This is a genomic window from Secundilactobacillus silagei JCM 19001, assembly GCF_002217945.1.
In the GTDB taxonomy this organism is placed as follows: domain Bacteria; phylum Bacillota; class Bacilli; order Lactobacillales; family Lactobacillaceae; genus Secundilactobacillus; species Secundilactobacillus silagei.
In genome coordinates this window covers 140,951-152,986 of record NZ_BCMG01000007.1, presented here as the reverse complement: position 1 = coordinate 152,986, position 12,036 = coordinate 140,951, and the positions used below count along the sequence as shown (strand labels likewise).

11 protein-coding genes, 1 rRNA gene and 1 riboswitch are annotated in these 12,036 nt (G+C 42.5%); of the genes, 7 read left to right on the top strand and 5 right to left on the bottom strand.

All coding sequences use genetic code 11. The features are described from left to right. Positions 1-114 (top strand): 5S ribosomal RNA (rrf, locus tag CES79_RS07875). Between the two features lie 232 nt (positions 115-346). Next, complete coding sequence (locus CES79_RS07870; protein ID WP_089136834.1) at positions 347-1,645, top strand: cation:dicarboxylate symporter family transporter; 1,299 nt, start codon at positions 347-349, stop codon at positions 1,643-1,645. A 718-nt stretch (positions 1,646-2,363) separates the two neighbouring features. After that, positions 2,364-2,529, bottom strand: a riboswitch (M-box (ykoK) riboswitch). Positions 2,530-2,607: 78 nt separating this feature from the next. On the opposite strand, the gene CES79_RS07860 is transcribed toward CES79_RS07870, so the two are convergent. After that, positions 2,608-3,633 carry a threonine aldolase family protein gene (locus tag CES79_RS07860; protein ID WP_054654584.1) on the bottom strand — a complete coding sequence of 342 codons (1,026 nt, stop codon included), beginning with the start codon at positions 3,631-3,633 and terminating at the stop codon, positions 2,608-2,610. Between the two features lie 200 nt (positions 3,634-3,833). Between CES79_RS07860 and CES79_RS07855 the strand changes: the two genes are divergently transcribed. From CES79_RS07855 to CES79_RS07845, 3 genes are all read left to right on the top strand, one after another. Beyond that, the gene (locus CES79_RS07855) at positions 3,834-4,184 is read left to right on the top strand and encodes a hypothetical protein (protein ID WP_054654583.1); all 351 of its coding nucleotides are present in this window, start codon (positions 3,834-3,836) and stop codon (positions 4,182-4,184) included. A 143-nt stretch (positions 4,185-4,327) separates the two neighbouring features. Then, positions 4,328-4,969 (top strand): SDR family oxidoreductase, encoded by a 642-nt coding sequence (locus CES79_RS07850; protein WP_089136833.1) that lies wholly within the window; start codon positions 4,328-4,330, stop codon positions 4,967-4,969. 87 nt (positions 4,970-5,056) lie between these two features. Then, positions 5,057-5,599, top strand: coding sequence for a VanZ family protein (locus CES79_RS07845; protein ID WP_089136832.1), 543 nt, complete (start codon positions 5,057-5,059; stop codon positions 5,597-5,599). 75 nt (positions 5,600-5,674) lie between these two features. Here CES79_RS07845 and gnd read toward each other — a convergent pair whose 3' ends face one another. From gnd to CES79_RS07830, 3 genes are all read right to left on the bottom strand, one after another. Next, positions 5,675-7,111, bottom strand: a complete 1,437-nt coding sequence (gnd, locus tag CES79_RS07840; RefSeq protein ID WP_089136831.1) for an NADP-dependent phosphogluconate dehydrogenase — start codon at positions 7,109-7,111, stop codon at positions 5,675-5,677. Between the two features lie 299 nt (positions 7,112-7,410). Beyond that, positions 7,411-7,851 carry a hypothetical protein gene (locus CES79_RS07835; protein WP_089136830.1) on the bottom strand — a complete coding sequence of 147 codons (441 nt, stop codon included), beginning with the start codon at positions 7,849-7,851 and terminating at the stop codon, positions 7,411-7,413. 155 nt (positions 7,852-8,006) lie between these two features. Next, a complete protein-coding gene (locus CES79_RS07830) occupies positions 8,007-9,050 on the bottom strand; it encodes an SDR family oxidoreductase (protein ID WP_089136829.1) in 1,044 nt (347 codons plus the stop codon). A gap of 103 nt (positions 9,051-9,153) precedes the next feature. Between CES79_RS07830 and CES79_RS07825 the strand changes: the two genes are divergently transcribed. Continuing rightward, entirely contained in the window at positions 9,154-9,606 is a 453-nt protein-coding gene (locus CES79_RS07825) for a MerR family transcriptional regulator (RefSeq protein WP_089136828.1), read from the top strand. Between the two features lie 67 nt (positions 9,607-9,673). Here CES79_RS07825 and zwf read toward each other — a convergent pair whose 3' ends face one another. Continuing rightward, on the bottom strand, positions 9,674-11,146 hold the full coding sequence (gene zwf / locus CES79_RS07820) for a glucose-6-phosphate dehydrogenase (protein WP_054654578.1): 1,473 nt from the start codon (positions 11,144-11,146) through the stop codon (positions 9,674-9,676). 470 nt (positions 11,147-11,616) lie between these two features. Between zwf and CES79_RS07815 the strand changes: the two genes are divergently transcribed. After that, positions 11,617-11,835, top strand: coding sequence for a helix-turn-helix domain-containing protein (locus CES79_RS07815; RefSeq protein WP_054654577.1), 219 nt, complete (start codon positions 11,617-11,619; stop codon positions 11,833-11,835). Positions 11,836-12,036: the final 201 nt, after the last annotated feature.

Genomic DNA, 12,036 nt, shown 5'->3' with positions numbered 1-12,036 from the left:
GGTGGCGATAGCCTGAAGGATACACCTGTTCCCATGCCGAACACAGTAGTTAAGCTTCAGCACGCCAAGAGTAGTTGGGGGATCGCCCCCTGCGAGGGTAGGACGTTGCCACGCAAACGAAGCAGTCATCGAGTAATCGATGGCTGCTTTTTTGATCTCATAAAACAAAGCATCAAAAATGAATAGAAATACAAATTAAAAAAATAAAAGTTTACTCGTAAACATTGATAAACCAGCGTTCATAGCGTTTTAACTTGTGAATTTAAAAATAAGGCACTCGGGTTTAATGAGAATATGATAAAATAATAAGGAAGTGTAATAATTATTTAGATTGAGGGGCTCTAAAATGAAACGTTATCGACGTTATCGCTTAAGCTTAGGTTGGCAGATCATGATTGGTCTGGTACTTGGCATTATTCTTGGGGTAATTTTTTATCAGAATAAGACAGCAATTATGGCAATGCAAAACATTGGGAATATGTTTATTAATATGATTCAAATGATTGTTTTACCAATTGTTGTTTCTTGCTTAACTGTTGGGATTGCTAACATGGGCGACATCAAGAAGTTTGGTCGAATTGGTGGCAAAACCATTATTTATTTTGAATTGATGACGACCATTGCTATTATTCTTGGTTTAATCGTCGGCAACGTCTTTCATCCTGGTGATTTTATCAATATTCATCAGTTACATTCGCAAAGTATCGGTCAGTATGTCGCCACTGCTAGAACGGCTAAAGCTCACAGCGGTATCTGGGCTACATTAGTGGGGATCATTCCGACTAACTTCTTTAATGCACTTAGTACTGGCGATATGATGCCAGTGATCTTCTTTAGCGTTTTCTTCGGTCTTGGGACTGCAGCGATTGGTAAGCAGGGCCAAATTATTATTGATTTTCTTCAAGCTGTTTCCGAGGTTATGTTCAAGGTCACTAATTGGGTCATGCACACTGCACCAATTGGGGTCTGTGCGCTGATTGGTGTCACCGTCGCTCAGATGGGGCTATCAGCGTTGGCACCGCTAGGCTACTTTGTTTTCCTAGCGTACGCGACGATGATTGTTTTTATTCTCCTTATCATGGGTGGCGTTGCCCGGATATTTGGGTTAAACCTGTTCACCTTGCTTAAGGTTATCCGCGATGAGTTCATTTTGGCCTTTTCAACTGCTAGTTCAGAGGCTGTGTTACCACGGATCATTGATAAAATGCAAAAGTTTGGTGTCAGTCAGGGGATCGTTTCATTCGTTGTTCCAACCGGCTATACCTTCAACTTGGATGGTTCAGCGATTTATCAATCGTTAGCTGCACTGTTCCTTGCTCAGGCTTATCATATTCATCTCAGCATTGGCCAGCAGATTACCCTACTAGTTGTCTTAATGATTACTTCAAAGGGCATGGCAGGGGTGCCAGGGGCTTCCTTCGTTGTTCTGTTAGCCACTATGTCAACGATTGGGGTTCCAATGCAGGGCCTAACCTTCATTGCCGGGATTGACCGTTTAGTTGATATGGGTCGAACGTCCGTCAACGTGGTTGGTAATTCACTAGCTTCAGTAGTCATTGCTAAGTCAGAAAAAGAATTTGATGAAAAGAAGGCCACGGAATTTGCGGGAACCTTCAATAAACCAAAAGATTCTACTACTGATTAATTAATCAAATTTAAAATCAACAGTTAAAAAGCGCTCTGGTTAAAAAACCAGAGCGCTTTTTCGGTGCTGTCTCAATTGGCTGGATATGACAAGTAAGATTGATTCCCATCAAGCTATACAAATCATTTTCGTTAACAATATCAACAGCGTTATAGTAAGTTTTATGATGATGGTTGACGTTCTAAAATGAAATTCTAACGCTTTGCAGCGGAAGTTAACCGCACTTAAATCTCCCCACATAGTTCCCCACGTGGTGAAGCACATTTTAGCTGACCGACATGTCACTGTCAATTGGCCAACCCGGGCACCGAGACTCAGACTGCTAACCCTTGCTTTCCCAATTCAATCGAATGATAACTTAACCGTACTAACGAGTTCGTTCAGGATCTTCGCTGATAACCAGCCACAACGCTGGTTACGAAGAGTAATACAGGACGTCATTAAGTTATCGATCATTTTAAAAACCGCCAAATATAGGGCCGGGAAAGTAAGTGTCACAGACCAAGAAGCAAAATTTAAATTTGCATTCCTCTGTGTAGATGAGCTATGACAGCTCGCTTTCCCTGGCGCGCGTGATAAGACTGCGATCCAGGATCATATGGTTCAGTTGGCATAAGACTCACCTCCAATGTTGGTTGCCATGCGTTAGGTGTAAAAAAACGCTCAGTCAACAATTGACTGAGCGCACTGATTTGCACACTTAAATAACCTATAAAGGTTGTTTCGCCAATCGTTGAGCTTTAGCACTATACGGCGTAGTTAATGGATAACAGCCACATTAGACCGAGCCTTTTTTTAACTCGGACAGCTGACTCATTGGCGTTTTTCGACGTTTCTGAGCAGTAGCGTTTTCCGTATAGGAGCCTCACCTAACGGCTTATTCTTTTTCCATATTTAAGTATACCCGGTTTTGCAGGAAATGACAACTTATCTGCTTGCTGACTCAATTATTCACGCAAACATTATAACAGCGCAATTAACGCATCCACTTCCGCTTCCGTGGTAGACCAGCTGGTGACTAAGCGAATCGCAGTATGGGTGGCATCAACATTTTCCCAAAACGAAAAATCGACGTGTTGTTTTAACGCTGCCAACTGGGTGTTGTTCACCACAATAAACTGCTGGTTGGTTGGTGAATCAACTAATAAGTGATAGCCCTTATCCTTGAGTGACCGTTTAAGTTTTAACGCTAGATCGATGGCATGCTGACTGATCTTAAAGTACAGTCTATCCGTAAATAACGCGTCAAATTGAACGCCAAGCAGCCGGCCCTTAGCCAGCATCGCCCCTTGTCGCTTGATCTTAGTTGTAAAGCGCTTGGGAACATTGTGTTTGGTGAAGACCACTGCTTCACCGGCGAGGGCACCGACCTTAGTTCCGCCAATGTAAAACACATCGCAATATTTAGCAATGTCAGCTAAGGTCAAATCATTGGCTGGACTCATCAAGCCGTATCCTAAGCGCGCCCCGTCCATAAATAATGGCAGGTGATGCTGATGGCAGACTTGAGCGAGATCTGCTAATTCTTGCTTGCTATACAGCGTTCCAACTTCAGTAGCAAACGAGATGTAGACCACACCTGGTGCCACCATTTGGCCGTGATTTTCATCTGCTTGCCAGTCGGTTAAATAAGCTTGGAGGTTCTTTGCTGTCACCTTCCCGTTAACGCCAGGTAAGGTGAGGACTTTATGGCCGGTATACTCGATTGATCCCGCTTCGTGAAAGTTAATGTGACCGGAATCAGCGGCGACCACGCCTTCATCGTCATCCAATAAGTTTGAAATGACCACTTGGTTGGTCTGTGTCCCGCCGGAAATGAAAAAGACGGAAGCGTCTGGCAACTGACAGGCGGTTTGAATTTTTTGAGCCGCCCGCTTGGTGTAGGCGTCTTGGCCGTATCCTGGTTGGGCTTCTAGATTGGTATCAACTAAAGCTTGCAGCACTTTAGGGTGGGCGCCGCGTGAATAATCATTTGCAAAAGGTAACATGGTTTTCCTCTTTTCAACTGTGTAATTGATGCTAGTTTTATTTTACGCTTTTTGAGCCGATTGTTGATTAGAAATAAACGTTTAAAAGGGGCAATGTGAGGCTTCAAGTAGGCATCTCCCTTACAAAAAAGCGGCAAAAGAACTATACTGGAAGTGCGGACTAAAACGTAGGAGCTTTTATTAAATAAGGAGTGATCTTTGTGTTACAACCAGGCGTCGTGTTATTCGATCAATTAAGTGATGAAGCTAAGTCACGTGCAGTTCATGACTTTATTGATTTCTACCTCAGAAAAAATTCGACTAAAAGTCTTGAAATTTTGACTGATTATCCGATTCAGTATGAAATGGAACAGATTAATCATGATATTCAGCAAAATTCAAATTTCCATCCGGATCAGCTCCGTGATTACTTGTATCAAAATGATGGTGAATTCTTTGAACGGATTATTTCGTCACTGGACCAGTCATTCATGGAGAATGGTGTGATGGCTGACCAATCATATGATGAATGGTATCAAAAAAAATATGATGAAATCGCTAAGGGCCTTTAATCAGAACTTTTGACGTGAATCAACCGCTGACCTCTGTGAAGACAGGGTCAGCGTTTTTTTTATGACATGATAATAGCGCTGAGTCAGCATGATGAGTATAATTAAGCATTATAAACTGAGTACGTTTAACTGGAGGTAGCTACATGAAAGTATTTGTTATTGGAGCCAATGGCAATATTGGTCGACTGATCAGCCAGCAGCTGAGTGAAAATGGGGACGAGGTTGTTGCAGGAATTCGTAAACCGGAGCAAGCCGCTTTTTTTGAGGATCACCAGATTAAAACCGCGCACGTTAACTTACTGGGCAAACCAGAAGCATTAGGCGTGACGTTAGACGGGTTTGACGCCGTCATCTTTACGGCGGGTTCTGGCAGTAAAACGGGTGATGATATGACGCTGATGGTCGATCTAGACGGGGCCGTTAAGAGTATGCAGGCCGCTCAGATCGCGGGTGTTAAGCGTTACGTTATGGTAAGTGCGCTATGGGCTGAAGATCGCAACCGCTGGCATGCAGCCATTCGGCCATACTACGCCGCTAAATTTTATGCGGATGAATGGCTGCGTTACCGCACCAATTTAAATTACACCATTGTTGAACCCGGTACGTTGACCTTTGATAAGGGGACCGGCAAAATCAGCACCAATGGGGTCACTGGTGGCTCTGTTGCACGTGAGGACGTGGCCAGCACAGTAGTAGCTGCGTTAAAGCAACCCAAAACCATCAACAAGACGATCCCAATTCTGACGGGTGACACTTTGATTTCAGAAGCATTAAAAAATATTTAAGCACCGCCAATAGCTCTATCTTTCATCAATATTAACGACTATAGTGATGACTATAGTCGTTAATATTGATGAAAGAGGAGCGTTTGGATGACAAATGATGTGCAATGGCTGCCCTATTTGGCCTACGTTTTTATGGTCATGATTGGGATCGGGGTCTTAGTTGATCGAAAGAGAACCTTAGGGCAAATGATGACCATAGTGACCTTTGGCTTTTACCTTGCCGTTGTGGGTTATTTGACGTTAACGCCGACCTCGTATGCCTTTGGCAGTGTACCCACCATGAAACCATTCTGGGTCGGTAATGCACCGACTAACCCGATTCCTTTTCGGGGAATTGAGATGGACTTTTACCTTAATATTTTGATGATGGTGCCCATGGGAGTCTACCTTAAATTACTGAGTAAAGCTAATTTTCGCCAAATTGTTGGCTTAGGATTTTTAATTGGGATCGGTATCGAAAGCACTCAATTTCTACTGGATAGTTTTTTGCAGCTGTCACGTTGGGTTGATATCAATGACGTGATCACTAACGCTGGTGGGGTCATTATTGGGTGTGTAGTTATCTTATTTTTACAACATTCTCCGTTGAAACGAATCGTCAGCTATTTTTCGTTGAGGCGGTTATCATAAGCGTAAAATCTAAAAAAGCGACTGGTCAATTTCGACCAGTCGCTTTTTTCATTGGCTAAATAACTGCCAATTTTTTTATTGTTCTTTGTACCAAGTGTAATGGTACAGACCCTTACGATCAGTACGTTCGTAAGTGTGGGCACCGAAGTAATCCCGTTGTGCTTGTAACAAGTTTGCAGGCAATACTTCTGAACGATATGAATCGTAGTAAGTAATTGCGGCACTGAATGATGGTACTGGAACACCCATCTTAACAGCTAAAGCAACAACTTCACGAGTTGATTCTTGATACTTCGCAGCAATGTCCTTGAAGTAGTCATCCAACAGTAAGTTAGTTAAATCAGGCTTCTTATCGTAAGCATCAGTGATGTTTTGTAAGAATTGTGCACGGATAATGCAGCCGGCACGCCAGATCTGAGCTAATTGACCAAACTTCAAGTCCCACTTGTAGTTTTCTGAAGCAAACCGAAGTTGTTCGAAACCTTGAGCGTAACTCATGATCTTACTGAAGTAGAGGGCTTGGCGAATCTTTTCAACCATTTCTTTCTTGTCACCAATTTCTTCATTAGCCTTTGGTGCAGCTAAGGTCTTAGAAGCAGTAACACGTTCGTCCTTCATCATTGAGATGTAACGGGCATAAACGGCTTCAGTAATAACTGATTGTGGTACTTCGACGTTCAATGCGTCTTCTGAACTCCACTTACCAGTACCCTTGTTGTTACCACGGTCTAAGATCATGTCGACGATTGGCTTAGTCTTGTCATCGCCAAGATCATCCTTACGTGACAAAATGTTAGCAGTAATTTCAACTAAGTAACTGTTCAGTTCGCCTTTGTTCCAGTCTTTGAAGATGTCAGCCATATCATCAACGGAAATGCCTAAGACATTCCGCATGATGTTGTAGCTTTCATCGATCAGCTCTTCATCACCATATTCGATACCGTTGTGCACCATCTTAACGTAGTGACCGGCACCATTAGGTCCAATATAAGCAACACATGGCTTGCCATCTTGGTCAGCTTTAGCTGAGATCTTTTCAAGAATTGGGGCAACCAAATCATAAGCTTCTTTTTGACCACCAGGCATTAATGAAGGACCTTGGAGGGCACCAAGTTCACCACCAGAAACACCCATACCAATAAAGTTAATTCCTGATTTATCGAGTTTAGCATTACGTGCCATCGTATCATGGAAGTTAGTGTTACCACCATCAATTAAAACATCACCCTTATCGAGCAATGGAATTAATTCGTCAATGACAGCATCAGTTGGTTTACCAGCTTTAACCATTAATAGAATCCGACGAGGTTTTTCTAGAGAGTCAACAAAGTCTTCGATTGTGTGACTTGGGACCAGTTTCTTATCGCTGTGATCTGCCATCACTTTATCAGTCTTTGAAGCTGTACGGTTATAGATACCAACAGTGAAGCCGCGGCTTTCGATGTTAAGGGCTAAGTTCTTGCCCATAACAGCCATTCCGACAACACCAATGTTTGCTAATTTATCTGCCATTACAAACCTTCCTTTAATAAAATATTAGTTGAAGCACAATAATAGTTTAACATTTCACAATGAAAATGTGAAGAAATAGTGCCAATTTAAAGAATAAATAATAAGTTAGAAAGTTAATGCCTGATTGAAATGAAGTGCTTTCAAATAAATGACTGGTTTTGAAAGCATAGAAAACTTCACAAGCACTTTACTTGTGAAACAAGAGTGTTTGATCAAATAGATAGTTGCAATATTTAGGTTAAATTTGCGCCATTTTACTGTGATTATTAAACGTGGTCCGTTCACAATTAATCTAAAAATTATTTCTTATAGAGCGTTTGGCTTTTAGTGATCCACTTAAAGCTGTGATGATGTTGCTTGTATTGGGATGTCGGCTGTTCTTTTAAGGCATGCCCCTTTTTGTAATACATGGTATCTTCCTGGCCGCCGCGATACATACCGCTCTTTACCCCATGACCAATAATACGGTAGTAATGACCGTACTTTTTATACTTAACGTTTTTGACGTAAACCTGCGGCATGCCCGAAGACTGGTCAACGGTGTGGTTGGCACTAATGATGCTGATTGGGCCAAAACCAAGGGCGCTGTGTTTAGGCAACTTCCCTTGATACTTACCTCTCAAAGCTTTCGGTGTTCCATGATGCCACGATGACGCACTAACAGTTGTTGATTGGCCGATACCAACTACTAGACCAACCGCGATAGCGACACCAATCAGACATTTTTTCCACAGTTTCATATTTAATGGCCTCCCTTTAACGTTCTAATTATAGCGCCATTAATTTAAACTAAACAAGTTGATTAGCAGTATTTGGCTGAAATAAAAAAACGCCGCCACTTTGTTCGTGACTGCGTTGCTATGTTCAGCTTAATGTATTTTATGATCGAGGTGAGTTAGGCTTTAATTTCGCCCGCTGCGATCAAGGAATCGACTGCTTTTAAAATTGCCGTTTCGCTTGAACTGATGGGCTTCCAGCCAAGGACTTGTTTGGCTTTTTGATTACTGACGCGGGGACTGAGTGACAGCATTAACCGGCCCTCCTTAGCGCTATTGTTGAACAGGGCACCAAGTTTGAGGACCCAATCCGGTAACGACCTTGTTGGTAATTTAGCTGCCAATTCTGGGCGACTTTTACGGATGATAGTCACCATGTCCATCATTGACAGTGCATCACCGTCTTCGATAGCTAAGAAACGTTGGCTACTAGCCTTGGGAGCAGTCATTGCACGGACGTGGATGTCGGCTACATCGCGGACATCGACCACGTTGACGTGAATGTTTGGTATCATTTTAAGCGAGCCATCCAAAAGGTTTTTGACGATGCCAAAGCTGCCGGAAACGTGGTTATCCAAGGAAGGACCGAGCATGGCGCCAGCATTAACGGTCGTAAATTCTAGGGGACTGTTTGAGTGTTTTAAGAAATCCCAAGCAGCTTTTTCCGCAACCAGTTTGGAGCGTTCATATAATGATAGGCCTGGTTCGTCAGGATCAGTCCAATCAGCTTCGGTGGTCACCCGGGTTGAATCGTGATTACTGAAGCCGACAGCGCCAAAGTTAGCGGTCATCACGACCCGTTTAACGCCAGCTTTTTCAGCAGCTTTGATAATGCGTAAAGTGCCTTCAGTAGCGACTTGAGCCATGGCTTCAGAACCTTGATTACCGTTAACAAAAACTGGTGCTGCCACACTCATGACATAGGTCACGTCAGCCATTGCAGCTGGCCAATCGGCATCCTGGGTTAAATCAGCTTGGACAAAGCTCAATTGGTCTAAATTAGGGGTGTCGGTGTTAGCTAACGTAGTCTTGACCTGATTCTGCCGATTCAGGCTACGCAGTGTTGCGCGAACGGGGTAGCCGGCAGTGAGGAGTTGTTTAATAATGTGCATGGCCAAAAAGCCGTTACCGCCAGTGACTAATACTAAGTTGTTATTTTTCATTAATGATCATCCTTTGCTTGTGTTTTCGAGTGCGTTAAGTTAATATAGCTATACTAAACCCTAGACAGCACTCTAGGGCAAGCGCAAAAAGGAGTTTTTGATAATGACTTATTCGATTAAAGAAGTTTCAGAAAAAACTGGCTTATCCATCTATACTCTGCGCTTCTATGATAAACAGGGGCTGTTACCTTTTGTAGCCAGGAATTCATCTGGGTACCGGGCATTTACGGACGGCGATTTAAGTCTAATCCACACAATTAATTGTTTAAAAAATACCGGAATGAAGATTAAGGCTATCCGCCAATACATTGATTACGTGATGCAGGGACCGGCTACGATCAAGCAGCGCGAAACCATGTTGTTAGCACATCGGAAAACGGTGGAAGCAGAGCAGCGCAAGATTGCTGAGAACCTGCAAGAGATCGACTACAAGCTAAACGTTTATCAATCGCCGGATGCGGTTGCAACGGTGACTAAGGAACAGCAATTTGTGCAACAGGAAAAGTTAGTCAACCAGCTACCGAATCCATATGCGCAGACTATTTTGTCAAAATAGTAAATAAAAAACGACCCGTATTCCGAATAACGGAAATGCGGGTCGTTTTAATTTTAAAGGTAATGAATTACTTGTTTAAACGGTATACCCATTGACGGTGATCACGAGTGATCAGTTCGTCAGCGGCTGCAGGACCCATTGAACCTGGTGTGTAGTTAGGGAACTCAGGTTTTTGCAAATCCCAAACCTTACGGATCTGGTCAACGAAGCGCCATGCGTAGGAAACTTCTTGCCAACTTGAGAAGTTGGTTCCGTCACCCTTCATAACGTCGTGGATCAAACGTTCGTATGGTTCTGGCGTAGCCTTGGAATCCTTAGCGTCCACGAAGTAGTCCAAATTAATTGGTTTAGTTTGGAAACCTTGGCCATTAGTCTTAGCGTTCAGACGCAGTGAGAAACCAGCGTGTGGTTCGATGTACATGGTCAAAACGTTAGCTTCCAATGGTGCGTTGTGGTTTTGTGGGAAGGAGAAGATGTCGATCAACGGCTTCTTGAAGACAACGTCCACGCGGGTGAACTTGTCGGCTAACATCTTACCAGTTCGGATGTAGAATGGGGTACCTGACCAACGGTAGTTATCAAATAATAACTTACCAGCAACGAAGGTATCATTGTTTGAATCGTGAGGGACATTATCCTCATCACGGTAAGCACGTTGGTTATCGCCAGGACCATATTGACCACGGACGAAGTTAGTTGAAGCTTCGGCTACGTTGTAAACACGTAATGAACGTAAAGCCTTCACTTTTTCAGCTCGGATATCAACGTCGGTGAATGAAACAGGTTGTTCCATGGCAAGTAGACTGACGATTTGCATAATATGGTTTTGAACCATGTCACGTAAGGCACCAGAATTGTCATAGTATGAAGCCCGTTCTTCAACACCCAGTTTTTCGGATAAAGTAACTTGGATGTTATCGATGTAACGGTTGTTCCAAAGGGATTCAACCAGTGTGTTACCGAAACGAACAGCTTCGATGTTTTGAATCATTTCCTTACCTAAGTAATGGTCGATTCGGAAGATCTGTTTTTCATCGAATGACTTGCTTAAGGCTTCGTTTAATTGTTGAGCGGAATCAAAGTCACGGCCAAATGGCTTTTCGATAACGACCCGGTCGAAACCATCGGTGTCAGTTAAGCCTTCTGACTTCAAGTAACCAGCAACAGTACCGAAGAATGATGGGGCAAGTGATAGGTAGAAGATTCGGTTACCATTCAACTTAAACTTCTTGTCCATTTCATCGGCCCGTTTCTTCATGACTTGGTAATGTGCCTTGTCAGTAACGTCATGGGCTTCGTAACCAAAGTGGGAAACGAATTTGACAGCTTCTTTATCAGTCTTGGCAGTACCAAGAGATTTTAGAACGTTTTGTTGAAATTGTTCATCAGTTAATTTTTCACGAGAAGTACCGATAACACCAAAGTGTTCTCTTAAAGTACCTTTTTTATATAAGTTAAACATGGAAGGATAAAGTTTCCGGTAAGCTAGGTCACCAGTCCCGCCAAAGAAGATAAATAGTGAGGTTCTTTCTGCAGCCAATACAGTCACTCCTTAAATTTTGTGAGGTAAAGTAGTCAACGGCGAGTGCATCTTAGACAAACCAATATCGTCTAGACCACTCGTGTCGGAATTATTATATAACAAATTCCCAGTAAATAAAGGGGATTAAGAAAACTTTTTTCAATAAGATTGTAAATTTATTTAGTGAGTAGCTATAAACCTTTATGAAAACTGCTTTCATGTAAAATGACGGTTTTGAAAGAAAACTTTGGAAAATTAAAAAAGATGGTTAAATTTTAATTTTTCAGACGAAAAGAGCCTAACTAGCCAATTTATAATGATCGGTTTAAAGTTCCCTATTAGGATACCGGTATTTATTGACTGCTTCAAGCTTTTTTCAAACTAGTCAGTATATGGCAGGTAATGGCGTACCGATAATAGGGCTATTGCATTTACGGATAGACAGTGTAAAATACCCTTGATAACCATTGAAAGGATAGGTAAAGCTGATGACTTTGAGCGAAATTGCAGCGCAGTCGGGCGTCGGACCTGAACAAATTACCGCGTTCACCCAGGCTGGGCTGCTACCCTGTAAGGATGAGACTGGCGCTTATTCAGACAAGGATCTCTACTGGTTAGACATGGTGAACTGTTTTGTTGAGAACGGCTCATCGGTAGAGGACCTCAAAACATTGCTGCCGCTATGCGAATCAAAGGCGGCACTATAAATTGCATGAAAATATGATATTAATAGAAGAACGCTGACACGAATTCCATGAACGGAATTTGGTCAGCGTTTTTTGATTGGTTGAAATGACCCGCGAAAATTAAATCAAAATAGTTCTTGACGAAATGGAATAACATGTTATTATTAAACACACAAGTTACTAATAAAATAACAACTACGCAAATAAAAAGGAGATCTATAA

Coding starts and splice junctions, on each gene's coding strand:
- CES79_RS07860 (WP_054654584.1), bottom strand. CDS start 3,633: ATGTTACCTTTTGCAAATGATTATTCACGCGGCGCCCACCCTAAAGTG.
- CES79_RS07850 (WP_089136833.1), top strand. CDS start 4,328: ATGAAAGTATTTGTTATTGGAGCCAATGGCAATATTGGTCGACTGATC.
- CES79_RS07835 (WP_089136830.1), bottom strand. CDS start 7,851: ATGAAACTGTGGAAAAAATGTCTGATTGGTGTCGCTATCGCGGTTGGT.
- CES79_RS07870 (WP_089136834.1), top strand. CDS start 347: ATGAAACGTTATCGACGTTATCGCTTAAGCTTAGGTTGGCAGATCATG.
- CES79_RS07830 (WP_089136829.1), bottom strand. CDS start 9,050: ATGAAAAATAACAACTTAGTATTAGTCACTGGCGGTAACGGCTTTTTG.
- gnd (WP_089136831.1), bottom strand. CDS start 7,111: ATGGCAGATAAATTAGCAAACATTGGTGTTGTCGGAATGGCTGTTATG.
- CES79_RS07825 (WP_089136828.1), top strand. CDS start 9,154: ATGACTTATTCGATTAAAGAAGTTTCAGAAAAAACTGGCTTATCCATC.
- CES79_RS07845 (WP_089136832.1), top strand. CDS start 5,057: ATGACAAATGATGTGCAATGGCTGCCCTATTTGGCCTACGTTTTTATG.
- CES79_RS07815 (WP_054654577.1), top strand. CDS start 11,617: ATGACTTTGAGCGAAATTGCAGCGCAGTCGGGCGTCGGACCTGAACAA.